Source organism: Marinobacter sp. bablab_jr008 (assembly GCF_016464145.1).
GTDB lineage: Bacteria > Pseudomonadota > Gammaproteobacteria > Pseudomonadales > Oleiphilaceae > Marinobacter > Marinobacter nauticus.
Window position 1 is genome coordinate 136,893 of sequence record NZ_JACDWW010000024.1, and the last position, 24,846, is coordinate 161,738.

Below are 24,846 nucleotides of genomic sequence, written 5' to 3' on the forward strand. Positions count from 1 at the left end.
GCGCAATTGCGCTTAATCTTCTAAATCGCGGGCCTCTTTCAGCAGGGTTTCAAGTGTGCGCTTGCTCGGAATCGTCAGGCCCATAGTGTCCGCCATTGCGATTATTTGGCCGGCAGCTGTTGAATGTTGGCCAAGGTCAAGATGCTTGTGATTCTCGCATAGTGTTCGGATGATTTTGAGGTAGGTTTTCTTTTCTTTGGTGGATAGGCCTGTTGCCTGAGGTTTGGGCTCATCTTCGAAAAGTTCCTTAAGAGCAAGAGATCGAACGCAAACAATTGAGCCCTCCGCCAACGACTCAAGCGGGATACTTACTTCCCACCGGGGCGAATCAGGCTCTGTATCACCGCCAATCATATCGAGCTTCAATAGATTTATAGGGTGCATTTGTTTGTCTTTGTCAGATAACTCCGAAATGATTTCTGAAATGACTTCTGGAGTAATGGTGTGGCCTTGTATGGCGCGATGAAGCATCTTGCTAATTATAGGGTTGCCAATAAAAGAACCGTTTACGTCCCATAGTCCAGAAATAGAGTATTCGTCTCCAAGGGTCATATTTCCGGCGCCTGGCGCCCCTTTAAGGAATCTGAGAGAGGGTCTCAGCGGACTACCAGATCTTAAGCGGTCATAGTCTTGATAGAAGTTAAGTTCGCGCATCTCCTCACAAGAAAGCCTTCTGTGGTCGGTCGCAAACTCCATTGTGTCCCTGGTAACCAGTTTCTTCTCTGAAAAATGAATGGCCGCCGCCAGGTGTCCAGTTGAGATGAACTGAATAATGTCAGCTTCCGTTATGGTTTGATCTTGCACCGTATCGGTTAGATATTTCGCTGCATCAGCCAGGGTGAACCACTCTTTCTGTTTCAGCTTTAGTTTTGCCATGATTTATCCCTTTCCCTCGCCAATGGCTACCACCTTGCCGGATTCCTTTTTGGTCTCGCCGTGCATACAGAACTGCTCCCAATCCGCCATCATGAGCCGGCGCTTGTCTATCAGCTCTGAGCGGGCGTAGGCGGCCCGGGTGGCGTCACTGTTTACGTGAGCAAGGGCCAGCTCGGAAACTTCGTCAGCGTATGCTGTGCGCTCACGTGCCCAATCCTTGAACGTCGAGCGGAAGCCGTGTGCGGTGACTTGCCTTTCCATTCGCTTCAGGAGGGCGGTTAGAAAGTTGTTTGACGGAATCCCGCCTTTTGGCCCGGGAAAGATCAAATCTTCCGGGGCTCCCTCTCCCATCCCTTTGAGAAGCTTAATGGCTGAGTCAGTCAGAGGGACGCGGTGGACTTTTTCGGACTTCATGCGGTCAGCTGGCACTGTCCATACTTTGCGGGCCAGGTCAATTTCCTGCCAGGTAACTCCGGCCTTGCCAATCCGCTTATCTCCAATGACCTCGTTTGTGCGGCTGGCGGTCAGAATCAGAAACTCCAGAGCCCGGGCCGCTGTACCTGTCCGCTTTTTCAGATCCTTCATAAACTCCGGCATATCGTCCACCGGGAGGGCGGCAAAGTGGCCACGTTTTTTGATTTTCTCCGGAGATGGATAGACCTCATCCAGATAGCCCTGCCATCGAGCGGGGTTTTCCGCTGAACGGTAACCGTGGATCGCGCACCAGCCGAGAATGTTCTCGATTCGGGCGCGGACGCGATTGGCGGTTTCGGTTTTGGTTTCCCAGATTGGGTCCAGAACTTGTTTAATGTGCGGGAGGTCGATTTCACGAACCGGCAGCTTGCCGAGATGCGGGATTGCGTATGTGTTAAGACTGTTCGTCCACTGCGTTTCCTGTCGGGGGTTCCGGAACTCCTTGGCCTTCATCTTGATGTATTTTTCCATGGCCTTCTGGAATGTCAGCGTGCTGATTTGTTCCGCCAGCAGGGCGCGTTTCAGGGTGCGCTTTTCTTCCAGGGGGTCTATCCCGCTCCGGATTTTTTCTTTCAGCTCCCGGGCTTTGTCGCGGGCCTGAGCCAATGAGATTTCCGGGTAGGGCCCCAGGCCCATATCCGGGCGCCGATTGCCAACTTTGGCGCGCAGAATCCATTGACGGGAACCAGAGGGAGTTATTCGGAGTAGCAGGCCAGACACACCACCTACCGGATAGCGAACTTCCGTCGCCTCTCCGGTTTCCGGGTCTATCCTGCAAGTGAGGCGCTTAACCTCAAGGGCGGAAAGTTCCTTGGCAATCTTCGGCATCGCTTGGCCCACATCCTGTCACACAAAAAGTATTGTTATTTGATGTTATACAGTGTTACGGTAAGACACAAGCGAAACAGGTAATCTTTGATTTTTCGGGTAGTTAGGAGTCGGAAGGCCGCGTGGTTGGCGGGTTTTGTAAGGTCTGGCCCACCGCCATTTTTCTTCTTGTTTTTCCTCTTGATACCCCAATATCCTGGTTACACCAATCCCTCCGTTGGATTCCAAACACCACGCTTCATATCCGGGAGATTTCATCCATGGCTGAAGAACCGGAAAGTCAGGAACAGTCAGATCGCAAAAACCGCCGCTTCGCAGTGTCAGCCAATCGAGGCAGGGCGAGCCATCGCGTGCGTTATGTCGAGACCGGTGGCGCGGCCGTAGATACGGAAGAGTGCACCTTTTGTCAGGCCGTTCCCGACCTTGAACATGCCGGGGGAATCAAAGCCACTCAAGTGCCTGGCCATTCTGACACCAGCGAGTGTTCTGGTAGTGAAGCTCAAAAAGCCGGCGCTGATTCTGCGCCGTAGCCAGATCGCATAATTCAAACCGGACACGGTCACCGGGTAGTTGCTGGGCCAGGCGGCTGCAATCCAGGATCGGTACCACGCCAGGCTTCGGGTAGCCACCAATCGTCTGGCCATCGTTCAGCAGCACGATAGGCTGACCATCGCCGGGAATCTGAACAGATCCGTGTGCAATGCCTTCGGAGATGATGCCGGGCGGAGGGCAGTCCAGGGCTTCACCCTGAAGCCGGAAACCCATACGGTCAGATTGATCGCTAACGGTGTAGCCGCTGGTTGTCAGCCGCAGGATATCTGACCGCTGAAACTGAGTGTACTGATAGCCCGGTATCAGGCCGAGAACCACCTCTGAACTGAAATCAGGGCGCTGGTGCGCGGGCACTTCCCGGCTTGGCACTTTTCGTTGCGGTTCCCGTAGTACCAGTTTATCTCCTGCCTTTATCGGGCCCCGGCCCTCAAGCTTTTCCCGAACAACCACCGTGTGACTGCCGAACTGCTGCGGCGAATCCAGTCCTCCCGCCACGGCCAGGTAGATAAGCCGGTTGTGAGCCGAATGGCTGATGGCCAGCTCGTCGCCGTCGTTCAGGTTCAAGGTTCGCCACATTTCAACGGGTTCGCCGGTCACGGTCACGCTGGTTCTGGCGCCAGTGATGGCAATCCGGAGCGAGCCGTGGGCAATGGCGCGGAATCCCCCTAACATTATTTCCAGGCAGCCAGCATGGCGAGGGTTGTCCAGCAGCTTGTTGGCCCAGGTAAAGCTGATCAGATCAAGGGCGCCGCCTGCGGCCAGCCCGTGGTGGCGATAACCCCGGCGACCACTGTCCTGCACAGAACTTTGCACGCCGGGATGAATGACCTCCAGCCAGCTCATGAAATGAGCTCCCCACCGGCGGCCAGAAACGCCTCCCGGCTGATGGGGGTAAAGCGCACCCGATCGCCCACCTTGAGGAGCGACAGGTTCGTTGGATCAAAAAGGCGTGTCGGGCAGCGCCCAATCAGCTGCCAGCCGCCCGGAGAAACCTGCGGGTAAACTGCTGTCTGCCGATTGGCAATGCCAACGCTTCCGGCGGGTACCTGTTTGCGAGGAGTGGTTTTCCGGGGTGCGGCGATGCTGGGGTCAACCTGCCCCATAAAGGCGAAGCCGGGGGCAAATCCAAGCGCATGCACCCGGTATTCAACCGAGCTGTGTCGACGAATCACTTCCTCGCAATCCAGGCCGCTTTCCGAGGCCAGCCACTGCAGGTCAGGCCCGGTCTCGGCACTGTAATACACCGGCAGTTCCACCAGGCGGCTTTTCAATTCCGCCGTGTGCGCCTGTGTGCTCAGCCTGTGAACGAGGGGCCAGATCTCGGCGCTTACCTGTCGGAAATCGACGACTACCGGGTCGTAGACCACCATCAATGTCGTGTATGAGGGCACCATATCCACCAGCCAGTGAAAACCCGCACGCCAAATGTTGTCGACGAGGTTGGCAATGCGGGCAGGCAGGGCGTCATCGATGGCCTGGGCCAGGGTAATCAGGATGGTATCTTCCGAAACCGCCTCGATCATCGGCCGGATTTACCGAGCGCCTGGCGGATGGCTTTGATTGCGTCGAGCGCGGCGTCATTGTCGCCATGTACACACAGGCTGTCGGCCGGAAGCTCAAGCCAGTTGCCGGTGGTACTGAATACGCCGCCCTTTTCCGCAAAGGACTGCGCCTGGCCAACGATGATGTCCGGATTCTCGTGTACGGCGCCGGCCTGGCGCCGGGAAACCAACTGGCCTTCGTCATCGTAGGCGCGGTCTGCAAAGGCTTCCAGCAGCAGGGGCAGGCCAACGTCGGCCGCCATTTGCTGATGTTCGCGGTAGTTACTGGTGACCGGAATCATTAGTGCCAGATCGGTCCGGAAGGTGCGTACGGCCTCCATCACGGCGCGAAGCAGTCTATTGTCCCGCATCATGTCGTTGTTCAGGGCGCCATGGGGTTTGACGTAGCTTAGCGTCAGGCTTTCACTGCGGCACATGCCTTCGAGCGCCCCGAGCTGATAAAGCATCAGGGCTTCGATTTCTTCCGGCGTGTGGTGAATCGAGCGCCGGCCGAAGCCGGGCAGGTCGTGATAGGACGGGTGAGCGCCAACCGCCACGTCATGGGCAGCTGCCAGTGCCAGTGTTTTGCGAATCACCATAGGGTCTGCGGCGTGAAAGCCACAGGCCACGTTGGCCATGTCGATCAGGGGCATAACCAGGTCGTCCTGGCCCATTTGCCAGGCGCCGTAGCTTTCCCCCAGATCGCAATTCAGTTTCATGGCACTGTCCTGTCTTTCCTTAGATGTCGCTGCGGCCCGGGAAGGTGGCCTGTTTGCGCTCTTCCGCCAGTCTGGCCCGCTGTTCCAGGGATTCCGGCGAATTCTCGGGAATAGCCCATCCCTGCAGATTGTCCTCAACCAGTTGCACCAGCGCATCAATGTGCCCCGGGGTGGCGTTCAGGCAGGGGATATAGCTGAAGCTTTCGCCGCCGGCTGCCATAAAGTAGTCCCGGTTTTCCTCATTGATCTCCTCAATGGTTTCCAGGCAATCCGAGGAGAACCCCGGGCAGAACACATCAATGGATTTTACCCCCTTTCCGGGCAAGGCTTTAAGGGTTTCATCGGTGTAGGGTTGCAGCCATTCCTCCCGCCCGAACCGGGACTGGAAAGTGGTAATGTACTGGTCTTTACCGAGGCCAAGACGCTCCGCCAGCAGCCGTGATGTCTTATGGCATTCACAGTGGTACGGGTCGCCCTTCAGCAGGTATTTCAGCGGCACGCCGTGGTAAGAGAGAATCAGCTTTTCCTTGCGGCCATGCTCAGCCCAGTGCGATTCAATATGGCGCGCCATGGCTTCGATGTACGGCGGGAAATCGTGGTAATGGGAAATAAACCGGAAATCGGGCAGCCAGCGTCGCCGGGTAAAGTCTTTTGAAATGGCATCGAACGTTGAGGCTGTGGTTGAGGCTGAATACTGGGGATACAGCGGAAGTACCAGCAGCTTGCGCACGCCCTGTTGTTGCATCTCCTCCAGTACCCGGGGGATGGAAGGGTTGCCATAACGCATGGCGAAACCTACCACCACATTGGTGCCGAAGCGCTGTTTCATGGCCTCACGGATACCCTCAGCCTGTTTTGCCGTGTGAATCAGCAGAGGGGAGCCGTCCTTTTCCCACACGCTGGCATAGGCTTCCGCGCTTTTTCGGGGGCGGATGCGGAGGATGACCCCGTGCAGAATCAGCCACCACAGGGGGCGCGGTACCTCGACAACCCGCGGATCCCAGAGGAATTCCGCAAGGTATTTCCTGAGGGCCGGAGTGGTAGGGGCGTCGGGGGTTCCAAGATTGGTGATCAGCACACCGAGCCGATCCGGCTCATTGTGGCGGTAGTTATCGATCCCGTTGTAAGGCATTGAGACGTTCCGTGAGGTGAAAATTAACGCTTGCCGGCCTGCTGCATCAGGCGGGGAATAAGCCCGGTAATGTCGTAACCTGCATTCCGTGCCCGGGACAGGATTTCCTCAGGCTGGTGGTCGCGGGCGCTACTCAGGGCCCATAGTACCGTACAGCGGGTGCCGGAACGACAGAAGGCTAGTACGGGTTTCTCGGCATCACGGATCATGGGCGCGAAACGTTCGACGTCCTGGTCGGTAATATTGCCAGACTCAACCGGCATGTAGACCCACTCAAGGCCCTGTTCTTTTGCTGCGGCCTCAATGTCGGCCATGGCCGGTTGGCCGTATTCTTCCTGGTCGGGCCGATTGGCAACCAGGGTCCGAAACCCCAGCCGCGCAATTTCGGCGACGTCCTCGATAGCGATTTGTGGCGCTACGGAAATGCTGTCATCAATTTTTCTGATATCCACGCGTGTCTCCCAACGACGGTCGTTTAATCCGCTCGATCACTTCGAATGCCATCATACCGGCCACCATGGACGCAACAAAGACCACGGCCTTGATTTCTCCGGCACCAAGAGCCACCAGGGCGGGCCCTGGACAAAAACCGGCAATGCCCCAGCCAATACCGAACATCATGCTGCCAATAACAAGTCTGGGCTCAATACGGTTGTTCGCCGGCATTTTCATGGTGAATCCGAGGAACGACAGGGTACGCCTGCGCGCCACGGCGAAAGCGACCAGTCCGACGATGATTGTGCCTCCCATCACGAAAGCCAGTGACGGGTCCCAAAGCCCGGCGATATCGAGAAAACCGAGCACTTTTTCCGGATTGGCCATACCGGATACCATGAGCCCCAACCCGAAAATCAGTCCTGCCAGAAGTGAGGTGACAGAGTACTTCATCATTCAGACTCCCATCAGATGGCGAATTACGAACACCGTTAAAAATCCTGTTGCCATAAAACTCAGGGTTGCGACCAGTGAGCGAGGCGACAGACGAGACAATCCGCAGACACCATGCCCGCTGGTGCAGCCTGAGCCGTAGCGAGTGCCTATACCCACCAGCAATCCGGCGAGGATCAGAGCCGGGTAACCTGCGTCAACTTGAATGGGTGGAAGTTCAGAAAACAGCAGCCACAGGCTTGGGGTGCCTACAAGCCCGGCGAGAAAAGCCACCCGCCAGAGTATATCGCGGCGGGCAGGCACCAACAGGCCACCCAGTATTCCACTTATTCCTGCAATGCGGCCGTTCAAAAGCAGGAAGCTTGCAGCGGCGAGGCCGATCAGCAGGCCGCCGGTCAGTGCAGCGCCAGGGGTAAACTGGCTCCAGGCAATATCAATCATTCATAGACTCCCGCGAAATATCGGTTTTGGAATAACCATATAATGGGGAGAAATAATAACAAAAAAAGCCCGGCAGGGAATGCCGGGCAGAGGCGTGCGAGTAGTATCCATGAAAGACTTCCAGACAAACCGACATCAACAGGGATGCCGGTATTGGGAAGTATTGACCATAATTTGAACAGTTCAAGTGAGAGGCGCTTTCGTTTGAAAACATTTTTTCATATTGCATCAGTGGTTATACTGCGGCCTTTCGTTATGCGGTTCTCAGGGCCACCACTGCAATCCGGCCCCGGCTGTAATACAATGACAGCTACCGCTAATGCCCGACTCCCATGAGGTATGCATGTCTGAGCACGACGACAAAAATCCTGAAAATGATCCGCAACTGGCGGGCAAGATCAAGGATTCCGCCCGGCAAATCTGGCTGGCTGGGCTTGGCGCCTACACCAAAGCGGAAGAGGACGCCGGCAAGTTCTTTGATCGTCTGGTTCAGGAAGGCGAACAGCTGGAGAGCAAAACCCGGGGTGTGGTCGAGAAACAGATCCGCACCGTGGAAGATCGGGTAGGCGAGGTTCGTGAGCGGGCCACCGGTACCTGGGACAAGCTCGAGCATATGTTCGACCAGCGGGTTTCTGGCGCACTCCGTCGCCTGGGCATCCATCGCCGGGAAGAAATCGAAGCTATGGAGCGCCGTATCGAGGCATTGGAAAGTGAGCTGTCCAGGCTGCGCGGCCAGAACACTGCGCGCGACGAGGAAGAATAAACTCTAGAGATAGGTCCGGCTGGTGAGCCGGACCTGTTCCTGCTCGTCCTCGTTCAGGTAGGGCAGCAACAGGTGCAACATTTGATAGACCCCGCGGCCCGGGTCCACTGACTCCCTGTCATCCAGATGCGAAAGCGTATCGAAGCTGCTCCAGTAACACACCGTCAGGGTAAGCTGCTCACACACCGAAGCCAGTTCATCCGAACCGATGTTCATGATGCCTTGCCGGCGAAAACTCTCACACAGCGTGTTGAACGCCAATTCCTTTTTTTTGAGAACCCTGCGAAATCGAACCTGAAGCTGATCGTAACGGGACAGGACATTGACCAGATCCTGGTACAGGAAACGGTAGCGGGCCACGGCTTCAAACAGCAGATGCAGGAAGAAGCTGAACTGGTCCATGGGCACGTCTGCTTCCTCGGGCACCGCCAGAAGATCCAGCATCTCTGCCTCATAGGCCCGGAACAATTCCTCAACGATATCGCCTTTGCTTTTGAAGTGGTAATACAGGTTGCCAGGGCTGATCTCCAGCTCATCAGAGATCAGCAGAGTGGTGACGTTGGGCTCCCCAAGGCTGTTGAACAGCAGCAGGCTGGTGTCGAGGATCCGATCCCTGGTTTTGACTTTCTTCATCCGTAATGGCCCGGTCAATCAGAGGTCGAATGAGGCCCACACCGGGCAGTGATCGGATGGTCGCTCCATGGCCCGGATATCGTAGGACACACCAGCTGCTTTTGCCTTGGGCAGGAGGCTGTCACTGGCCATGATCAGGTCAATGCGCAGGCCTCGCCTCGGGTCACGCTCAAAGCCTTTGCTGCGATAGTCAAACCAGCTGAAGGTGTTGGCTTCGTCCGGGTGCAGATGGCGGAATACATCGGTAAAGCCCCGTTGTTCAACCTGCCCAAGCCATTCCCGCTCTTCCGGCAGGAAACTGCATTTTCCCGAACGCAACCAGCGTTTTGCATTGTCGGCGCCAATGCCGATGTCGCGGTCTGTGGGCGATATGTTCATGTCGCCCATTACCATAATATGGCCGGGTTTCTTGGCCAATTCGTCCAGGTAGGCCATCAGGTCGGCGTAGAACTTTTCCTTGGCAGGAAACTTTACAGGGTGGTCCCGGCTTTCTCCCTGGGGGAAATAACCGTTGATGACGGTCAGGGGCTCGCCGTTAACGGTGAAATGGCCGGTAATCAGGCGCCGCTGGGAGTCTTCGCCATCGGAGGGGTAGCCTTTGAGGACCTCTTCCGGCTCCGCGCGGGATAACAGGGCAACACCGTAGTGGGTTTTCTGGCCATGAAAGTGAACGTGATAACCGAGCTCGCGAATGGCCTCGACCGGGAATTCCTCATCAGTGACCTTGGTTTCCTGAAGACCGATGACATCCGGATTAAGCTGCTGAATCACGGCTTCGAGCTGATGCAGGCGGGTGCGGATACTGTTCACATTGAACGACACAAACATCATGGGCGCAGAATCTCCGGAAAAATTTTTTCGGAGTTTAACACACCCCAGGCCGGGTGCCGTCTGGCAGCTGCGACCGGATTACCGTGTCAGTTCACAATCCGGCAAGCGGGCAACCTGATAGCGAATGTGGGCAATGTGGTTGGATTCGGCATCTTGCCGGATGTTGGTCAACCCCAGATAGTCGGTCAGTGCGCCGTCTGAGCTATAGCCCAGCACGATGGGATCCACCAGAAACCGTAATACCAGACTTGTGGGGCGGATCTGCACGGTCACCTCTGCGTTCACCTTTACAGAAGTGGCTGGCTCCAGAACAAAACCGTAGTGATCGCCCCGGGTGGGGGCCAGAAACCGGAATTCCACAGACTCGCCTTGTTGGACGCGTTCCCAGTTTGCCCGGACAAAGTAATCAAAACCTGAATCCACCACCAGGCTCTGGTCAAAGGGGACCATGAATTCGCGGGTGTCTCCCGCTGGACTCTGCCAGACGATGTTGAGTGCCTGCTCCTGCGGGTAGGTGATGGTCAAAGCTTCTCCGAATGTCGGCTGGCGGAATTCCAGTTGCGGACGGAATGGGGAGCTATTGTAAGACAGCATTTTGCTGGCAAACTCGTCGCGGCTTTCCGGAGTCCGGTAGGAAACCTGGTGATTAACCGGGGCGAAGACGCCTTCGGAACACGTGCCTTCGACTCGATGATCCTCCTGGTAAAGCACCTTCCCATCCTGTTTGGCTGTACCTGAAAATTCAAATACCTCGCCAGCCACGGGAAACGCGGCTGCTGCCAGGAATACGGTCAGGGCCGTCGAACCAGCGAGTTTCATGTTTCCAGCTCCGTATACAGGGCCTTGCGAATGAACAGCAGCAACGGAAACAGGACGAACCAGCCGACGGCCATGGCGACCAGGGAAACTGTCAGGTCCGGCAGCGCCACTATACCGAGCTGGCTGGCGGACCAATAGGCAAAGGGGCCGGCAATGGGGGCCAGAGCCCACGGCAACCACTGGCGCTGGCCAATCCAGCCCAGGGAATGACACAGGGTGGTCATGAAGATTGCCCAGATCGCGATGAGCCAGGGCGGGGCCGCCAGCACCTCTTCTCCGGAATCCAGGGCCAGCACCCCGGTTCGGAACCAGAATGTATCCATCAGTCCGCCGAGCACCACGCCAAAGCCAATAAACTGCAGTTCGGAAAACCGCTGTTGACTGACCAGAGCAAGATGTAGCCCCAGGAACACCAGGATCAGCCCAACCGTAGCTAGCCCGGGGTACAGCACGCAGGCCAGCCAGCCTGTCTGGAACAGTATAAAGTTCAGCAGGTTACGGGCGTTTTTTGAAGTGATCATACACTCAGAATATTCGCGCGTTTGTTGGCCGGCTTGGCCATGACCAGATGGGCAACGCCAATCGCCCGCTCGCTGAAGCCAGCTTCGCAGTACGCGAAATAGAAATGCCACAGGCGCTGGAAGGCCTGGTCGTATCCCAGCTGTTCCAGTTCCTGACGGCACACCATGAACCGATCACACCAGTCCCTCAGCGTTCGGGCGTAGTGAAAGCCGAAGTCTTCGGCATGGGTCAGTACCAGGTCTGAGCCCCGGTTCATAGAGCCAAGAATAGCGCCAAACGATGGGATAAAGCTGCCGGGGAAAATGTAACGCTGGATGAAATCCACATTCTTCAATGCCCGGTGGTAACGCTGTTCCGGCATGTTAATGGCCTGAATCAGCGCCAGGCCATCCGGCTTCAGCAGGTGGCTGATTTGGGACAGGTAGCTGTCCAGGAACTGGGGGCCAACGGCTTCGATCATCTCGATGGACACCAGTTTGTCGAACTGCCCCTGCAGATCGCGGTAGTCGTCGAACAGCAGCGTAATCTTGTCTTCCAGGCCTTCCGCTTTCACTCGCGCCTTGGTCAGCTCCAGCTGCTCCCTGGAAATGGTAGTGGTGGTGACATGGCAGCCATAGTGTTTGGCGGCGTGAATGGCGAAGCCACCCCAGCCAGTACCGATTTCCACCACCCGGTCCTCCGGCCTTAAATCCAGCTTGCGGCAGATGGTATCCAGCTTGTGAACGGCCGCTTCGTCCAGGGTTGCATCCTCGCGGGGGTAAATGGCGGAGGAATACATCATGGTTGGGTCCAGGAACAGGCGGAACAGGTCATTGCCCAGATCGTAGTGGGCGCTGATGTTCTTGCGGGAGCCTTCCGGGGTGTTGCGGTTCAGCCAGTGCAGTGCCTTGAGTGCTGGCTTGCTGATCCAGGCAAACCGGTCTTCAAACCGGTTCATGGTGTCGATATTGCGGGTAAAGAACCGAAGCAGGGCGGTCAGATCTGGTGAACTCCAGTCACCTGCCACAAACGATTCGGCAGCACCGATGCTGCCACCGGTCACCAGATCCCGCCAGGTGCTGTGGTTGTGGATCACTAACTCGGCCTGCGGATAGCGGTCATCGCCATCACCGAATACGAGGTCCTCAGCTCCTGCCTCTCTGATCACCAGCCTGCCATGACCAAGCTGCGCCAGTTGCTGGCAAGCCAGGTGCTTTGCGACACGGCTGATCAACGAAAGCCCCGTATTTCCAGTGCGCTGGTGTTCAACCGAGGTGTTCAGGTTCTCCATGAGCTTACCCTTCCTGCCGAATCAAATGCATTATCTTGTTGTGCCGATGGTTTTTCCGTTACGTCCAGCCCCAGGTCTTCGGCACCGCGCTGGTAGGCGCTATTGGTGGCATCGAGTTTGTCCGGGTGGGTGTAAAAGGGTGCCCCTCTGAGTTTCAGCTTCAGGGCATTCCAGTAAATACCGGCAACGCCTTTGATGGTTTCCAGGGGAAACCGCCTCAGGCTCCTGTGCAGGGTTTTACGATCAAGAGGGGTGCGTTGGACTACCAGCGTGGCATCAAAATGCTTGCGGCCTTCCTCTTCCACATTCATGTGAACGCGCATGTCCTTGCCGCGAAAACTGAACAGCCACTGGTAGTGCTGATTCATGCCATTAAATGGTGAAACGTGGAAGCGTTTGCTGAAAGCAAAACGCTCGGTGTGCCAGGCGTTATCGGAGCCCGGCCCCGGCTGGGTGCATTCCATGCAGTACACATGGCGCTGTTTCCAGGGGGTGTTGGTAATCTGGGCGACAATCACACGGGGGGTGGCGCCGGCGTCTGGCCTGCAGCCCCTTTCATAGCACAGGTAAAAGCTGACCGGATTGAAAATGTAGCCCAGGTAGCGCGGGTGGGTAACCAGCTCTATTGGCCCATCCGGAGCCCAGCCGGTGGCGCTTTTAACCCGGTTGAATACCGCCTGGCGCAGGCTGGGCACTTCCGGGTCAAGGTAATCCCGCCGGTAGAGCCCCAGCCAGTTAAAACGTTCGAGGGAAAAAAACGGACTGGTTCTGGTTACCGTGGACCAGTCGTCAAGGTCGAGGGCGAGCATTCCGATGTTGTAGCTGAACTCATGCTGAACCGGTAGCTTGCGCCGATGCCTTATGGTGCCTTCCAGCCATTCACTGGCCATAATCAGAGCTCCACCCCGAATGCCCGGGTAACTCTCAGTGCGCTGCGCACACCGTCTTCGTGGAAGCCATTGAACCAGTAGGCACCGCAAAAGTGGGTGCGGTTCCGGTTACCGATGTCATCGTAGCGCTCCTGTGCGGCAACGGCGTCCAGAGTGAAGACGGGGTGATCGTATTCAAACCGTTTGATCACCTTTTCCGGATTAATATCCCGGCTTCGGTTCAGGGTGACGCAAAAGGTTTCCGGAGCGTCGTCGAAGTTCTGAAGAACGTTCATGTTGTAGGTTACGGAAACCGGTTGCGTGCTGTGTTCCGGGATCATGTAATTCCAGGCGGCCCAGGCCAGCCGGTTGGATGGCAGCACACTGGCGTCGGTGTGTAATACCACATCGTTCTTCTGGTACGCGATGGCTCCGAGAATGCTTCTCTCGTCGTCGGTGGCATCCTCCAGCATGGCCAGGGCCTGGTCGCTGTGGCAACCGAAGATAACCTGGTCAAACCTATGTTCCTGGCCGTTGGTAACCAGGGTAACGCCGTCGGCATCCCGTTTTACCGATGTTACCGGGCTGTTCAGGTGGGTACGTTCGCCGAGCCTGTCCATCATCCGGTTTACGTAGGTAGCGGAGCCGCCGGAAATGACCCGCCAGGTGGGCCGGTCATCCACGGATAACATGCCGTGGTTGTTAAAGAACTGCAGGAAAAAACGGATCGGAAACTGTTCCAGCACAATCTCCGGCGCAGACCAGATGGCCGCACCCATGGGGACAATATAGTAGTTTCGGAAGTACCGGCTGTAGCCGTTGCGGTTCAGGTATTCCCCCAGTGTCTCGCCATCCGGAATGGTGCCTGCGGCCAGGTCGGCTCGGGTTTCCTTGTTGAACCGGAGAATCTCCCGGATCATTTTCAGGAAATTCAGGTTAAACAGGTTCCGGCGCTGGGCAAACAGGGTGTTCAGACTGGTGCCGTTGTACTGCAGTCCACTGGCATGGCAGTCCACGCTGAAACTCATGTTGCTCACTTCAGAGGCCACCCCGAGCCGATCCATCAACTTGATGAAGTTGGGGTAGGTCCAGTCGTTGAACACAATAAACCCGGTATTCACCGGCCAGGTACGGCCACCAGCTTCAACCTGTTCCGTGTTGGTGTGGCCTCCGGCATAGTCGCCGGCTTCAAACAGATGCACATCGTGCTTGTCGGCCAGCAGCCAGGCGGCTGTTAAACCTGATACTCCAGCGCCAATCACGGCAATTCGCTGACGTTCCTGATTCATGCAAGGTATTTCCTGTGGTCAAACTTCAATGATCGGTTTTACGGGCCATGGAGGCGGCCATGCGGTCGATGACTCCCTGGGGCAGGGCGGCTAGCAGCTTCAGGGACCAGGTAAAGCGTTTCGGGAACGCGATTTCGTTCCGGCCTTTCTCAAGCCCTGTGCGGATTCGTCTAGCCGCATCCCCGGCTGAGATGATGAACGGCATGGGAAAATCGTTTCGGTCCGTCAATGGCGTTTTGACAAACCCCGGGGATACCACCACCACCCGAATCCCCTCGGCCGCCAGATCAGCTCTCAGTGACTGGGCAAAGTAGGTAAGTGCCGCCTTGGAGGCGCCATAGCCCTCAGCACGCCCGAACGGAAACCACCACGCCGAGGAACTCACAATCACCAGCGTCGCCGGTTTACCTTTGGCACGGGTCGCCCGCAGCGCCGGCAGGGCAACATCCAGGCAGCGTGCTGTGCCGATCACGTTGGTGGTCACGTTGTTGGCAATGACATCGCTGTTGTAGTCCGCGACTTCCAGATACTCACAGGTACCGGCGTTCAGAATGACCATGTCCAGGTCGCCAAAGTGGTCAAGCTGCGACTTGGCCCCCTGCAAGTCATTCTTGCTGGTGGTGTCCGCAGCGGCGGCGGCTATCTGATTCGGGAAGGTTTGCAACAGCTCATCCAATGGCTCCTGCCGGCGGCCGGTCACAATCAGTTTGTGACCGGCACCGGCGAGTTCGTGAACCAGCGCTTCGCCAATACCGGATGAGGCGCCGGTTAACCAGATGTTGCTGGGTGATGACAGCAATTGGCTCATCCCGCCTGCTCCTTTACCCAACGAATCATCCGGCCCAATACGGGCAGGTTTTCATACAATAGCTGGCCGGCGTCGAAATAGTCCCGGTGATACCGCACTTTCCCGTCCCGGATTTCCAGGTGGCTGATGCCTTCTACAAACACCGGCTTGCCGCCGCGGACACGCTTGTGTTGAAGTTCCATCACCCAGGGCAGGCTGCACCAGCATTCCTGAATGACGGGTTCATGGAAACGGAACTGGCAGCGGATAACGTTGCCGTAGGCGCTCGCCATGTATTCGGTTAGCTGATCAAGGCCATGTACCCGACCAAAAGGATCCTGAAACTCGATATCCTCGCCGTATACCTGCTGGAGCTTGTTGAGATTGCCTTTGTCCAGTGCGTTATACAGCGAACAGAAACGGTCCAGTACCACGGGCAATCCGGAATCCGGTGCCCCGACTTCAATGGCAGAGGCAGACGTCGTCATGAGCGGTTCCTCCTCTTGTGGTCCAGTTCCCGGGTCTCTTTCTGAATATGAGCCGGAATCGGATTGAGATCCCAGATGATGCCCAGCTTGGAAAGCAACCACAGGCCGTACCAGGTGACATCAATTTCGTACCAGCGGAAACCCTGGCGTACCGATTGCGGCCAGCGGTGGTGGTTATTGTGCCAGCCCTCGCCCAGGGTGATCAGAGCGAGCCAGAAATTGTTGCGGCTGTCGTCATCGGTCTCAAACCGTCTTTTACCCCAGACGTGTGACAGGGAGTTGATCGAAACCGTCCCGTGAAAAAGCACCACGGTTGATATGAAGAAACCCCATACCAGGAGCTGAAGCCCGTTGGTGCCGAGCTCGGGCGCCCACAGGGCCAGTGCCTCGCCAAACAGGTAAATAGCGACCGCGAACGCAGCGGGTATCAGAGAGTCAAAACGGTTGATGAACCTGAGTTCCGGGAATTTCAGCCAGTCGCGCACCCTGCGTTCATCCATCGCAAAGCCCGCATCACAGGTGAACCATCCCATATGGGACCACCAGAACCCACCCTGGTGTGGTGAGTGCAGATCCTGCTCATTGTCCGAGTGCTGGTGATGGTGCCGGTGGTGCGCGGCCCACCACAAGGGACCCCGCTGAGCCGCGCTGGCCCCCAGAATGGCAAATGCGAACTGCGCAGGCCGGCTGGTTTTGAAGGTTTTGTGGGAGAAATACCGATGGTAGAAGCCCGTGATCGCGAACATCCTTACCAGGAAAAACGCAACGGCAAAAACCACTGCGAAAGTACTGACGCCGGTGTAAAGTGCCAGCAAACAGGCAAGGTGGAGAGCGATGAAGGGCAGGACTCGTACCCAGTTAAAGGCTCGGGAGTCCGTATCCAGGTGATCTGATCCAGCTTCGGAATCGAACCATCTCAGAATGTTTGTTAACCAACTATTTACTCGGGTCATATACAACCATGCGTGAAGTAACATCAGACACCACATCAATACGCAGCATCGCGGTTATTGGTTCAGGGCTGGCGGGGCTGACGACCGCAATTCTTCTTGGCGATTCGGGCCATAATGTCCGGGTATTCGAGAAGAGTCGCGGCCCCGGTGGTCGTCTGGCGTCCAAACGCGTGGCGAACGGATCCGCCGATATCGGCGCCCAGTACTTCACGTCCCGTAATCCCGGCTTCACCCGGTTTCTGGATCGCTGGGCCGGGCCCCGGAGCTACCAGAGCTGGAATGCCCGGTTCGGCTATCAGACGGAAGGGGCCAGCTGGCAGGCGTTTCCGGAGGAACACCGGTTTGTTGGTACTCCGCGAATGACGGCCATTTCCCGGGCTCTTTCTGAACACATTACGCTGGCATCCGGTGTTCGAATCGTCCGATTGTCGAAAGAAGATTCGAAATGGCAGCTCACCGATACCGATGGGCAGCACTACGACGGCTTTGATCAGGTCGTGATAACGGCGCCACCGGCGCAGGCTCAGGAACTGTTGCGGGACAGCGGGCTTGATACGATGGCGGAAGGGCTGGCTGGACACGTGGGTAATATCCTGCCGTGCTGGGCGGTAGCTGCCCATTTTAATCGCTCCGTTGATTTCCCGTTCGATGCTGCGCGCCCCAACTCGGACGTGTTGTTCTGGGTGGCCAACAACTCCTCCAAACCCGGCCGGGAAGACGAGGGCCAGTGGTGGGTGCTGCACGCCAACCCTGGGTGGACACATGAGCACGTGGATGACGCTCCGGAAAGCATTGCTGAAGCTCTGCTGGCGGAATTCAAGGCACTGACCGGGCATGAGGAGGCTCCGGATGACTGGGTAACTCATCGCTGGCTGTACGCACGCTCGGAAGCCGGCGATAACCCCGGCTATCTGTTCGACCAGAATACTGGCATTGGCCTGGCAGGCGACTGGCTGGCGGGCGGTCGGGTTGAAGGCGCCTGGGAAAGCGCCTCGCAACTGGTGCAGGCAATGGGCCAGAGCTCTGATCAGTAATTGCGGCTACTCAGTCAGGTCGGAGGGAGCTTTTTCTGCGACCTCCGGCCGCCGGTAGAAATGGGTGATGGTGCCGTCGCCGAATTTTGAGAAGAAGGCACTCACTTCGGTGATTTTCCTCAGGCTGCGCTCCCGGGTGATCGGGTTTTTCACCAGCACCTTGATGCCGTTGAAGTTGTCCTGAATGTTCGAGAAGCGAGCCTTCATGGAGCAGGTAACCACGTTGTCCGGGTTAATGCCCAGCTCCGATGCCAGCCAGCGGCTGTGGTTCAGGATTTCGGTCTTGTCCAGATTTTCCCGGGTGTCGACGTGGTCCAGCTTTACCCGGTTCACAATGCAGAACGAGTAGCTCCTGGGCTCCCGGCGGGCCACCTTGCGGAAGGCTTCCCAGAAGAAGTTATCGGTCAGCTCGGCAAACCATTTCATGTTGCTCAGGCAGGTATCCACCCAGTCGAAGCTTTCCGGGTCCTCCAGCACTTCGTTAATGGCCTCCCGCAGCAACCAGTCGAAGCCCAGAGCGGTCTTGTGCGCATATACCTTGCGGTACATCTGGTGGCGGCTGTACACGAAGTCTTCCAGGGCGCCCAGGCCTTTCTGGGTAATCGCAAGCCCCATCCAGGGTTCAGAAACGTCCCAGCCGAACCGCAGGTTGCTCAGCAGGTGATCGAGATTGAAACCGCCGATGGTGACCGAGCTGTGGAAGCCGTCCCGCAACATATAATCGGCCCGGTCGGCATCAATTTCCCCCGAAACAATGGATGACAGCAGGCCCATCACCAGCTGCGGTACATCCCGGGGCGGGATAGTGCCGGCAATGGCATCATCACCAGCAATAAATTCCCAGAAGGTCTGGGCGTGGCGGCAGAAGGTTTCGCTGGGCGTAACATCGGTGGTTTCCATAATGCCGATGACATCGATAGCAGCCAGCCCGGCGCTCTCCAGATCCACAGACGAGAGTACGTCATGGGCGACTCGAACAGAGTAGTGTTCATGCTCCAGCTCTTCCGGTTCACTGGCGTGGTAGGCCGAATAGTCAACGCCTTCCCACAAATCCCGGAACCGTTCAGGGCGAGACATCAGGTCGCGAATCTTCCGGGCCTGGGTGAACTGATGGGAGAAACTGGAGTGACCGCTGTCGTGCAGCAAGCAGCCAAGCCGGATGGTCTTGGCCAGGTAATCAATGGCATCGAGCTGGCTCAGGCTGAGATCGGTCTGCTCACTCAGCTGCCGTTCCCGAAGGTATGCATCGATCATGGCCCGGAACATCCGTGTGCCCACATGCATCACCCCGATGCTGTGCAGGAAACGGGAATGGGTGGCGCCGGGGAAAACAAGACTCAGAATGTCGTTCTGGCAGATGTTTCGCAAGCGCTGAAACAGAGGATGGTCAATCACCTGGATTTCGTGCCGGTAGAGCGGGATACCGCCATGCACCGGGTCCATGATCAGTTTGTCATAGGCTCCGAGCAGATCGTTAACGGCACGTCTCATGGTTACAATTCTCCCAAAATGATGATTGCGGCCTTGTTATATCACAGGGGCATGCCAGAATAGGCCATATAAAGCCTTTTTTCTTTACCGCTGGTAGTTTAGGGCAGCCAACATGACCTCGCGCACCGAGCGCATTCTGATAATTGACGCCGATGAACAGGCCCGAGCCGATCTGTCCCGTTACCTGGAGGCGCGGGGGTTTTACGTAACTGGTGCAGCGGGGGTAAACGCTGCCCGAGGATTGTTCGACGACAATATCCCGGATGTGATCTTTGCAGATCTCCCTCCAGAGGCGATCAGAGACCTGTCCCGGCGCCTTGATGAAACAGAAAGTTTCACGCCGATAGTGGCCTGCACCAGCAGCCACTCCAGTGCCGATGTGGTCCAGGCCATGCGGGCCGGAGCCGCCGATGTCGTGCTCAAACCCTGCAATGACGACCGCAATGCACTGGACGACGTTATCGGCAAGTTGTTTGACCGGGTCAGGGTAAACCGCCTGAACCAGTTGTACCGGCAGGAACTGGAAGAAGCCAACCGGGACCTGCGCAACGGTATTGCCGAGCTAAGGGCCGACCAGAATGCCGGTCGCAAGGTGCAGCTAAAAATGCTGCCAGACCATCAGCTCACGCTTTCCGGGCTCAGCGTTGATTACCTCATCAAGCCGTCCCTGTATCTCAGTGGCGATTTTCTCGACTATTTTCGCATCAGTGAAGACAAGGTCCTCGTTTATATCGCCGACGTTTCTGGTCATGGCGCCAGTTCCGCATTCGTTACCGTGTTACTGCGAAACCTCACCAATCGTTTGCAGCGGAATCTTCGGCGTCAGTCCAGTGAAGACATCCTGCACCCGGAACGTTTCCTGGAGCGCATCAACTCAGAGCTGTTGGATACAGGGCTTGGCAAGCATGTCACCGTGTTTGTTGGCATTATTTCAACAACAGAACGTACATTGAGTTATGCGGTCGGAGCGCATTTCCCGATGCCCATTCTGTCTTTTGAAGACGGTGAAACCCGTTTTCTGGAAGGCAGCGGGCTGCCGGTAGGGCTGTTTGAAACGCCGGAATGGGAACTTTACCAGGTGAAGCTGGACCGACCATTCAGGCTTTTGTTGTTCTCCGATGGCCTGCTGGAAGTGATCCCGGCCAAATCTCTGGATGAAAAGGAGAACAGACTACTTGAACTCGTTTCAGGAGGTAGTCACACTATCGCATCGCTGAGCGACGCTCTGGGGCTGGATAAGATCTCGGAGCTGCCTGACGATATCGCGATAGTATCGGTAACTGATACCATAAACGGGTCAGATAACACGTCGTCGACTTAGTGGCAGTGTGAAAAATGGCTGGTTATAAAATCCTGCAAGCAGAACAGCAGGGAATATACGTCCTGAAGTTTATTGGGGAAATCCGGCTGAACCTGTGTTCGACGCTGGACAATCTGGTTGAGTCCATAACCCGTGATCCGGCATTCAAAACCGTGGTTATCGATCTCACCGAGACCGAAATCATCGACAGCACGACGCTTGGCCTGCTGGCCAAGATTGCGCTGGCGGCGCAGAAACAAAGTCATTTTCTGCCAACGCTGATTTCCACCAACCCCGATATCACCCGCATTATTACGTCCATGGGCTTCGACAAGATTTTCATTATTGTCCGTGAGCCAGCTTCCCGAATTGAAGAACTCGAAGAAATCCCCGTGCTCAAGGCGAGCGAACAGCAGGTTCGCGATAAAGTTCTTGATGCCCATAAAGTACTGATGGGCATGAATAGCCGGAACAGGGAAGAATTCAAGAATCTGGTACGGGCGCTGGAATGCGAGGAAACTGGCTGAAACGCCAGTCCTGCACCGGGCCCGGCCCTGACAGAAACAGAACGGAACGTTTATGCCTGATAACCCGACGCCCGGTAATCACGGGGCGAATTCCTACGATGTGGCAGTACTTGGTGGCGGCAGTTTCGGTACTGCCATGGCAAAAGTACTGGGCGAGAATGGCCACGTTGTGCATTTCTGGATGCGCGATGAAGCACAGGCAGAGGAAATACGCAGCACCCGCATTAACCGCCGGTATATGCCCGCCGTTACCCTTGAGGGTGACATTCAGCCGACAACAGACCTGGCCGATGCGGTGCGCAAAGCGGAGATTGTGCTGGTTGCGATCCCATCGAAAGCGTTTCGGTCGGTCATTCGCGAACACAGCAGCGAATTCCGCGATGGCCAGATCGTCGTCAGCCTGACCAAAGGCATCGAAGAGCACGGTTTTAAATTGATGAGCGAAATCCTACTGGAGGAGCTTCCCAGGTGTCGCTCCGGTGTTCTGAGCGGGCCGAACCTGGCTGGCGAGATCGTCAACCGGGAACTGACCGCCACCGTGATCGCAGCAAAAGACCCGGATGTGCGCCGCACAGTGCAGGAACTGCTGGGCTGCGAATACTTTCGGGTTTACGCCAATGTTGATGTCTACGGCGTGGAACTGGCCGGCGCACTCAAGAATATCTACGCCATTGTTGCCGGCCTGGCATCGGCCCTGAACATGGGCGAGAACGCGAAAGCCATGCTGATTACCCGTGGCCTGGCCGAAATGAGCCGTTTCGCGGTTAGCCTTGGCGCCAACCCGATGACCTTTATGGGCCTTGCGGGTGTTGGTGACCTGATTGCCACCTGTACCTCCAGCAAAAGCCGGAATTTCCGGGTTGGTTATGCCATTGGCAAGGGCCAGAAGCTGGAAGAAGCCGTGCAGGAGTTGGGGCAGGTGGCCGAAGGTATCTATACCCTGAAACTGGTACGCGAAAAATCTGAGGCTATTGGCATCTACATGCCTCTGGTACGGGGGCTTTACGAGATTCTCTATGAAAGCGCTTCCATCAATGCGGTGATCAACAGCCTGATGATGGCCGTGCAGAATTCTGATGTGGAGTTCATTCTGCCGCGCACCATTACCCAGTGACCCGGGATTGTCATCCGGAAGGAGAGGCACGTGCATCTGATTGTTATGCGCCATGGTGAGGCCGGCTGGCATTCGCTGGATCAGGAGCGTGAGCTGACCGAGGCGGGTCGCCGCGGCGTGGCAGCCGTGGCGTCGCAAATTGCCTCTTCCCCGTGGCGTCCCGCCCAGATATGGTCCAGTCCCTATGTTCGGGCCCGGCAAACCGCCGCGATTGTGGCGGAAGTGCTGAATTGCCCGGTCCAGGAAAAAGCCTTTATCACACCCGATGATGACCCTGGCCGTTGTCTGGATGAGCTTCTGGACAACCAGGTTTCACCATTGATGCTGGTTTCCCACATGCCATTCGTGGGTAGCTTCTCCACTCTGTTGGTTGATGGCCATCGGCAGGGCATTCCCTTTATGACGTCTCAGGCTGTACTGCTGAATATGCCTGTAGTGGGGCCAGGCTGCGCCGACTTGAAAGCCCAGTTTCTGCCCTGATCTAATCAGTACATCACTCATTTCCGATACTGAACGAACCTATGTACAGTTTTCCCATTGATTACATTGAGCCAGTCTTCCGGCCGCCCAGCGAGGCGAAATCGCTGATTCTGCCGGTGACTAATGGCTGTTCCTGGAACCAGTGCACCTTCTGCGAGATGTATACCCAGCCCCAGAAGAAATTCCGGGCTCGAAAGCCCGAAGACATCAGGGCAGACATCGAGAAAGCAGCAGCGGCATTTGGCGACGTCCGCCGGGTTTTCCTGGCCGATGGAGACGCCATGGTGCTGCCCACCCGGCGCCTGCTGGAAATAATCGCTGATTTGAAGCGAGGCTTTCCCGGCCTGGAACGCGTTTCCAGCTACTGCCTTCCACGAAACCTGGCAAAAAAATCGGTTGAAGAGTTGGTCCAACTCCGGGAAGCCGGCCTGAAAATCCTTTATGTGGGCATGGAATCCGGCGACGACGAGATTCTTCGGCGCGTTAACAAAGGTGAAACCTGGGAATCCACCCGGTCGGCCCTGGTGAAGATCCGGGAAGCGGGCCTGGTGAGCTCGGTGATGGTGCTCAATGGTCTGGGCGGTGAAGCTCTTTCACGGCAGCATGCCATTAACACTGCCACACTGTGCAATGAAACCCAGCCCGATTACCTGTCTACCCTGGTGGTCAGCTTCCCGCAGGGTGAAGAGCGATTCCGCGAGGGTTTCGGGGCGGATTTCGTGCCCCTGGGCCAGCAGGCCCTGTTCGAGGAAATTCGTGTGTTTCTGGAGCACCTGGAACTGGACAACACCATTTTCCGAAGCGATCACGCCTCCAATTACCTCGTGCTCAAAGGAACGTTGGGCCGCGATAAAGACCGCCTGCTGCAGCAGGTAAACATGGCCATTACCCAGCCTGGCGCTGTGCCTCTGCGGGCAGAATGGATGCGTGGGCTCTGATCAGGGAGAAAACGATGAACCGGACACCCGATGACATTGCCAAATCCCTCGAAGACGCCGGCAAGAGCAGGGATCTGCCACCGCTGGATAAATGGCACCCCGAACTTTCCGGCGACATGGATCTGGTGATCACCCGGGAGGGCCAGTGGATCTTCAAAGGTGAGCCCATCGCCCGGGAGGCCACGGTAAAGCTGTTCTCTACCATTCTCAGGCGGGAAAGCGATGGAGAGTACTACCTGGTTACGCCGGTCGAGAAATGGCGTATCCGGGTTGAGGACGCACCACTGCTGGCCCATGGCCTGGAAGTGAAAGGCGAGGGCGCGGAGCAGGTTATTACCCTGGCCACCAACATGGGCGAAACCCTGGAGATTGGCGAGCAGCACCCGTTACATGTGGGTTCCTACTCCGAGACTGGCGAACCTCGGCCAGTTATTCAGGTGCGCCACGGCGTTGAAGCCCGGCTGGTTACCTCGGCGTTCTATGACCTCGCCGAGCTGGCCGAGGAAACCGAAGCGGCGGGAAAAACCGTGTACGGGGTGCTTAGTCACGGAAAATTCTGGGAAATCGGGCAGGGCGGTTGAAAAGCGCCTGACCACCCCAATGAATAAGGTAGAAAACGCAGTCTGTCACTTGTTAAACTGTGGTTTCTTACTTGTTATCGAGCCTGGCTCTCTAACGAGGCCCGGTGGTCGTTAGTCCCTCTGTGCAGTCTGGCTGTTCACGATCACTTTCGATTGCCTACAATCTAAATACACAGTCATTGCGACACGCAAGGAGATCACATGGCCCAACCTCGTGTTGTCACCATCCATTACACGCTCACTAACGACCAGGGAGAGCAACTCGATTCCTCCCGCGTAGAAGGCCGTGAGCCCCTGGCATACCTGGAAGGTGCACAGAACATCATCGGCGGACTGGAAAGTGCGCTGACCGAGAAGAACGCTGGCGACCAGGTTAAAGTTTCCGTAGAGCCAGCTGAAGGCTACGGTGAAGTAAACGAAGAGCTCATCCAGCCGGTTCCGCGCTCTGCTTTCGAGGGCGTAGACACCATCGAGCCAGGCATGCAGTTCCAGGCACAAACTCCGGGCGGCCCCCAGGTCGTTCGTGTAGTAGAAGTTGGCGACGAAACCGTTACCATCGATGCCAACCACCCGCTGGCGGGCCAGACTCTGCACTTCGACGTTGAAGTGGTAGAAACCCGCGAGGCAACCGACGAAGAGCAAGAGCACGGCCACGTGCACTGATATGCCTTCTGATGGTTGATCAGAAAACGGCACCTTCGGGGGC

Annotated in this window: 29 protein-coding genes; 9 read left to right on the top strand and 20 right to left on the bottom strand. The window is 56.7% G+C overall.

Features of this window, described 5'->3' with window-relative positions; translation table 11 throughout:
* Window positions 1-12: 12 nt before the first annotated feature.
* From JIF53_RS01410 to JIF53_RS01450, 9 genes are all read right to left on the bottom strand, one after another.
* Window positions 13-876, bottom strand: coding sequence for a hypothetical protein (locus JIF53_RS01410; RefSeq protein ID WP_199451669.1), 864 nt, complete (start codon window positions 874-876; stop codon window positions 13-15).
* A 3-nt stretch (window positions 877-879) separates the two neighbouring features.
* Window positions 880-2,178, bottom strand: coding sequence for a tyrosine-type recombinase/integrase (locus JIF53_RS01415; RefSeq protein ID WP_199451670.1), 1,299 nt, complete (start codon window positions 2,176-2,178; stop codon window positions 880-882).
* A gap of 441 nt (window positions 2,179-2,619) precedes the next feature.
* Window positions 2,620-3,573: a biotin-dependent carboxyltransferase family protein gene (locus tag JIF53_RS01420; RefSeq protein WP_199451671.1), complete on the bottom strand. Its 954-nt coding sequence runs from the start codon at window positions 3,571-3,573 to the stop codon at window positions 2,620-2,622.
* On the bottom strand, window positions 3,570-4,253 hold the full coding sequence (gene pxpB / locus JIF53_RS01425; RefSeq protein WP_153739900.1) for a 5-oxoprolinase subunit PxpB: 684 nt from the start codon (window positions 4,251-4,253) through the stop codon (window positions 3,570-3,572). Before pxpB ends, JIF53_RS01420 begins: the two co-directional genes overlap by 4 nt.
* Window positions 4,250-4,990, bottom strand: a complete 741-nt coding sequence (locus tag JIF53_RS01430; RefSeq protein WP_014421419.1) for a 5-oxoprolinase subunit PxpA — start codon at window positions 4,988-4,990, stop codon at window positions 4,250-4,252. The genes pxpB and JIF53_RS01430 overlap by 4 nt, the downstream gene beginning before the upstream one ends.
* Window positions 4,991-5,009: 19 nt before the next feature.
* A complete protein-coding gene (gene hemH / locus JIF53_RS01435) occupies window positions 5,010-6,122 on the bottom strand; it encodes a ferrochelatase (protein WP_199451672.1) in 1,113 nt (370 codons plus the stop codon).
* Between the two features lie 23 nt (window positions 6,123-6,145).
* Window positions 6,146-6,574 carry a TIGR01244 family sulfur transferase gene (locus JIF53_RS01440; protein WP_199451673.1) on the bottom strand — a complete coding sequence of 143 codons (429 nt, stop codon included), beginning with the start codon at window positions 6,572-6,574 and terminating at the stop codon, window positions 6,146-6,148.
* A complete protein-coding gene (locus tag JIF53_RS01445) occupies window positions 6,555-7,010 on the bottom strand; it encodes a YeeE/YedE family protein (RefSeq protein WP_153740038.1) in 456 nt (151 codons plus the stop codon). The genes JIF53_RS01440 and JIF53_RS01445 overlap by 20 nt, the downstream gene beginning before the upstream one ends.
* Before the next feature lie 3 nt (window positions 7,011-7,013).
* A complete protein-coding gene (locus JIF53_RS01450; protein ID WP_153739898.1) occupies window positions 7,014-7,451 on the bottom strand; it encodes a YeeE/YedE family protein in 438 nt (145 codons plus the stop codon).
* Between the two features lie 343 nt (window positions 7,452-7,794).
* On the opposite strand from JIF53_RS01450, the gene JIF53_RS01455 reads away from it, so the two are divergent.
* On the top strand, window positions 7,795-8,214 hold the full coding sequence (locus JIF53_RS01455) for a phasin family protein (RefSeq protein WP_011784979.1): 420 nt from the start codon (window positions 7,795-7,797) through the stop codon (window positions 8,212-8,214).
* 3 nt (window positions 8,215-8,217) lie between these two features.
* Here JIF53_RS01455 and JIF53_RS01460 read toward each other — a convergent pair whose 3' ends face one another.
* The 10 genes from JIF53_RS01460 to JIF53_RS01505 form a co-directional block, all read right to left on the bottom strand.
* Window positions 8,218-8,847, bottom strand: a complete 630-nt coding sequence (locus tag JIF53_RS01460; RefSeq protein ID WP_014421424.1) for a TetR/AcrR family transcriptional regulator — start codon at window positions 8,845-8,847, stop codon at window positions 8,218-8,220.
* 18 nt (window positions 8,848-8,865) lie between these two features.
* The gene (gene xthA, locus JIF53_RS01465) at window positions 8,866-9,678 is read right to left on the bottom strand and encodes an exodeoxyribonuclease III (RefSeq protein ID WP_014421425.1); all 813 of its coding nucleotides are present in this window, start codon (window positions 9,676-9,678) and stop codon (window positions 8,866-8,868) included.
* A 78-nt stretch (window positions 9,679-9,756) separates the two neighbouring features.
* On the bottom strand, window positions 9,757-10,497 hold the full coding sequence (locus tag JIF53_RS01470; RefSeq protein WP_153739897.1) for a hypothetical protein: 741 nt from the start codon (window positions 10,495-10,497) through the stop codon (window positions 9,757-9,759).
* Window positions 10,494-11,018 carry a DUF2878 domain-containing protein gene (locus JIF53_RS01475; protein WP_153739896.1) on the bottom strand — a complete coding sequence of 175 codons (525 nt, stop codon included), beginning with the start codon at window positions 11,016-11,018 and terminating at the stop codon, window positions 10,494-10,496. Before JIF53_RS01475 ends, JIF53_RS01470 begins: the two co-directional genes overlap by 4 nt.
* Window positions 11,015-12,289, bottom strand: coding sequence for an SAM-dependent methyltransferase (locus tag JIF53_RS01480; RefSeq protein WP_199451674.1), 1,275 nt, complete (start codon window positions 12,287-12,289; stop codon window positions 11,015-11,017). Before JIF53_RS01480 ends, JIF53_RS01475 begins: the two co-directional genes overlap by 4 nt.
* The gene (locus tag JIF53_RS01485; protein WP_199451675.1) at window positions 12,277-13,179 is read right to left on the bottom strand and encodes a DUF1365 domain-containing protein; all 903 of its coding nucleotides are present in this window, start codon (window positions 13,177-13,179) and stop codon (window positions 12,277-12,279) included. The genes JIF53_RS01480 and JIF53_RS01485 overlap by 13 nt, the downstream gene beginning before the upstream one ends.
* Before the next feature lie 2 nt (window positions 13,180-13,181).
* Entirely contained in the window at window positions 13,182-14,447 is a 1,266-nt protein-coding gene (locus JIF53_RS01490; protein ID WP_199451676.1) for an NAD(P)/FAD-dependent oxidoreductase, read from the bottom strand.
* A 25-nt stretch (window positions 14,448-14,472) separates the two neighbouring features.
* Window positions 14,473-15,255 carry an SDR family NAD(P)-dependent oxidoreductase gene (locus tag JIF53_RS01495; RefSeq protein ID WP_199451677.1) on the bottom strand — a complete coding sequence of 261 codons (783 nt, stop codon included), beginning with the start codon at window positions 15,253-15,255 and terminating at the stop codon, window positions 14,473-14,475.
* The gene (locus JIF53_RS01500) at window positions 15,252-15,722 is read right to left on the bottom strand and encodes a nuclear transport factor 2 family protein (protein ID WP_023010293.1); all 471 of its coding nucleotides are present in this window, start codon (window positions 15,720-15,722) and stop codon (window positions 15,252-15,254) included. The genes JIF53_RS01495 and JIF53_RS01500 overlap by 4 nt, the downstream gene beginning before the upstream one ends.
* A complete protein-coding gene (locus tag JIF53_RS01505; RefSeq protein WP_199451678.1) occupies window positions 15,719-16,675 on the bottom strand; it encodes an acyl-CoA desaturase in 957 nt (318 codons plus the stop codon). Before JIF53_RS01505 ends, JIF53_RS01500 begins: the two co-directional genes overlap by 4 nt.
* Before the next feature lie 8 nt (window positions 16,676-16,683).
* Here JIF53_RS01505 and JIF53_RS01510 point away from each other — a divergent pair, with 8 nt between their 5' ends.
* Complete coding sequence (locus JIF53_RS01510) at window positions 16,684-17,709, top strand: NAD(P)/FAD-dependent oxidoreductase (RefSeq protein ID WP_199451679.1); 1,026 nt, start codon at window positions 16,684-16,686, stop codon at window positions 17,707-17,709.
* Window positions 17,710-17,715: 6 nt separating this feature from the next.
* On the opposite strand, the gene JIF53_RS01515 is transcribed toward JIF53_RS01510, so the two are convergent.
* Window positions 17,716-19,200 carry an HD domain-containing protein gene (locus JIF53_RS01515; RefSeq protein WP_011784967.1) on the bottom strand — a complete coding sequence of 495 codons (1,485 nt, stop codon included), beginning with the start codon at window positions 19,198-19,200 and terminating at the stop codon, window positions 17,716-17,718.
* A 112-nt stretch (window positions 19,201-19,312) separates the two neighbouring features.
* Between JIF53_RS01515 and JIF53_RS01520 the strand changes: the two genes are divergently transcribed.
* The 7 genes from JIF53_RS01520 (at window position 19,313) to JIF53_RS01550 (ending at window position 24,803) form a co-directional block, all read left to right on the top strand.
* Complete coding sequence (locus tag JIF53_RS01520) at window positions 19,313-20,521, top strand: PP2C family protein-serine/threonine phosphatase (protein WP_199451680.1); 1,209 nt, start codon at window positions 19,313-19,315, stop codon at window positions 20,519-20,521.
* 14 nt (window positions 20,522-20,535) lie between these two features.
* Window positions 20,536-21,027, top strand: a complete 492-nt coding sequence (locus JIF53_RS01525) for an STAS domain-containing protein (RefSeq protein ID WP_011784965.1) — start codon at window positions 20,536-20,538, stop codon at window positions 21,025-21,027.
* Between the two features lie 52 nt (window positions 21,028-21,079).
* Window positions 21,080-22,141 carry an NAD(P)H-dependent glycerol-3-phosphate dehydrogenase gene (locus JIF53_RS01530; RefSeq protein ID WP_121206526.1) on the top strand — a complete coding sequence of 354 codons (1,062 nt, stop codon included), beginning with the start codon at window positions 21,080-21,082 and terminating at the stop codon, window positions 22,139-22,141.
* Window positions 22,142-22,171: 30 nt separating this feature from the next.
* Window positions 22,172-22,621: a SixA phosphatase family protein gene (locus tag JIF53_RS01535; RefSeq protein WP_199451681.1), complete on the top strand. Its 450-nt coding sequence runs from the start codon at window positions 22,172-22,174 to the stop codon at window positions 22,619-22,621.
* 41 nt (window positions 22,622-22,662) lie between these two features.
* Entirely contained in the window at window positions 22,663-23,559 is an 897-nt protein-coding gene (locus JIF53_RS01540; RefSeq protein ID WP_199451682.1) for a radical SAM protein, read from the top strand.
* 14 nt (window positions 23,560-23,573) lie between these two features.
* Complete coding sequence (locus tag JIF53_RS01545; protein WP_199451683.1) at window positions 23,574-24,140, top strand: DUF1285 domain-containing protein; 567 nt, start codon at window positions 23,574-23,576, stop codon at window positions 24,138-24,140.
* Window positions 24,141-24,341: 201 nt separating this feature from the next.
* On the top strand, window positions 24,342-24,803 hold the full coding sequence (locus JIF53_RS01550) for an FKBP-type peptidyl-prolyl cis-trans isomerase (RefSeq protein WP_011784960.1): 462 nt from the start codon (window positions 24,342-24,344) through the stop codon (window positions 24,801-24,803).
* Window positions 24,804-24,846 lie beyond the last annotated feature (43 nt).

Coding starts and splice junctions, on each gene's coding strand:
- JIF53_RS01410 (WP_199451669.1), bottom strand. CDS start 876: ATGGCAAAACTAAAGCTGAAACAGAAAGAGTGGTTCACCCTGGCTGAT.
- JIF53_RS01415 (WP_199451670.1), bottom strand. CDS start 2,178: ATGCCGAAGATTGCCAAGGAACTTTCCGCCCTTGAGGTTAAGCGCCTC.
- JIF53_RS01420 (WP_199451671.1), bottom strand. CDS start 3,573: ATGAGCTGGCTGGAGGTCATTCATCCCGGCGTGCAAAGTTCTGTGCAG.
- pxpB (WP_153739900.1), bottom strand. CDS start 4,253: ATGATCGAGGCGGTTTCGGAAGATACCATCCTGATTACCCTGGCCCAG.
- JIF53_RS01430 (WP_014421419.1), bottom strand. CDS start 4,990: ATGAAACTGAATTGCGATCTGGGGGAAAGCTACGGCGCCTGGCAAATG.
- hemH (WP_199451672.1), bottom strand. CDS start 6,122: ATGCCTTACAACGGGATCGATAACTACCGCCACAATGAGCCGGATCGG.
- JIF53_RS01445 (WP_153740038.1), bottom strand. CDS start 7,010: ATGAAGTACTCTGTCACCTCACTTCTGGCAGGACTGATTTTCGGGTTG.
- JIF53_RS01450 (WP_153739898.1), bottom strand. CDS start 7,451: ATGATTGATATTGCCTGGAGCCAGTTTACCCCTGGCGCTGCACTGACC.
- JIF53_RS01455 (WP_011784979.1), top strand. CDS start 7,795: ATGTCTGAGCACGACGACAAAAATCCTGAAAATGATCCGCAACTGGCG.
- JIF53_RS01460 (WP_014421424.1), bottom strand. CDS start 8,847: ATGAAGAAAGTCAAAACCAGGGATCGGATCCTCGACACCAGCCTGCTG.
- xthA (WP_014421425.1), bottom strand. CDS start 9,678: ATGATGTTTGTGTCGTTCAATGTGAACAGTATCCGCACCCGCCTGCAT.
- JIF53_RS01470 (WP_153739897.1), bottom strand. CDS start 10,497: ATGAAACTCGCTGGTTCGACGGCCCTGACCGTATTCCTGGCAGCAGCC.
- JIF53_RS01475 (WP_153739896.1), bottom strand. CDS start 11,018: ATGATCACTTCAAAAAACGCCCGTAACCTGCTGAACTTTATACTGTTC.
- JIF53_RS01480 (WP_199451674.1), bottom strand. CDS start 12,289: ATGGAGAACCTGAACACCTCGGTTGAACACCAGCGCACTGGAAATACG.
- JIF53_RS01485 (WP_199451675.1), bottom strand. CDS start 13,179: ATGGCCAGTGAATGGCTGGAAGGCACCATAAGGCATCGGCGCAAGCTA.
- JIF53_RS01490 (WP_199451676.1), bottom strand. CDS start 14,447: ATGAATCAGGAACGTCAGCGAATTGCCGTGATTGGCGCTGGAGTATCA.
- JIF53_RS01495 (WP_199451677.1), bottom strand. CDS start 15,255: ATGAGCCAATTGCTGTCATCACCCAGCAACATCTGGTTAACCGGCGCC.
- JIF53_RS01500 (WP_023010293.1), bottom strand. CDS start 15,722: ATGACGACGTCTGCCTCTGCCATTGAAGTCGGGGCACCGGATTCCGGA.
- JIF53_RS01505 (WP_199451678.1), bottom strand. CDS start 16,675: ATGACCCGAGTAAATAGTTGGTTAACAAACATTCTGAGATGGTTCGAT.
- JIF53_RS01510 (WP_199451679.1), top strand. CDS start 16,684: ATGCGTGAAGTAACATCAGACACCACATCAATACGCAGCATCGCGGTT.
- JIF53_RS01515 (WP_011784967.1), bottom strand. CDS start 19,200: ATGAGACGTGCCGTTAACGATCTGCTCGGAGCCTATGACAAACTGATC.
- JIF53_RS01520 (WP_199451680.1), top strand. CDS start 19,313: ATGACCTCGCGCACCGAGCGCATTCTGATAATTGACGCCGATGAACAG.
- JIF53_RS01525 (WP_011784965.1), top strand. CDS start 20,536: ATGGCTGGTTATAAAATCCTGCAAGCAGAACAGCAGGGAATATACGTC.
- JIF53_RS01530 (WP_121206526.1), top strand. CDS start 21,080: ATGCCTGATAACCCGACGCCCGGTAATCACGGGGCGAATTCCTACGAT.
- JIF53_RS01540 (WP_199451682.1), top strand. CDS start 22,663: ATGTACAGTTTTCCCATTGATTACATTGAGCCAGTCTTCCGGCCGCCC.
- JIF53_RS01545 (WP_199451683.1), top strand. CDS start 23,574: ATGAACCGGACACCCGATGACATTGCCAAATCCCTCGAAGACGCCGGC.
- JIF53_RS01550 (WP_011784960.1), top strand. CDS start 24,342: ATGGCCCAACCTCGTGTTGTCACCATCCATTACACGCTCACTAACGAC.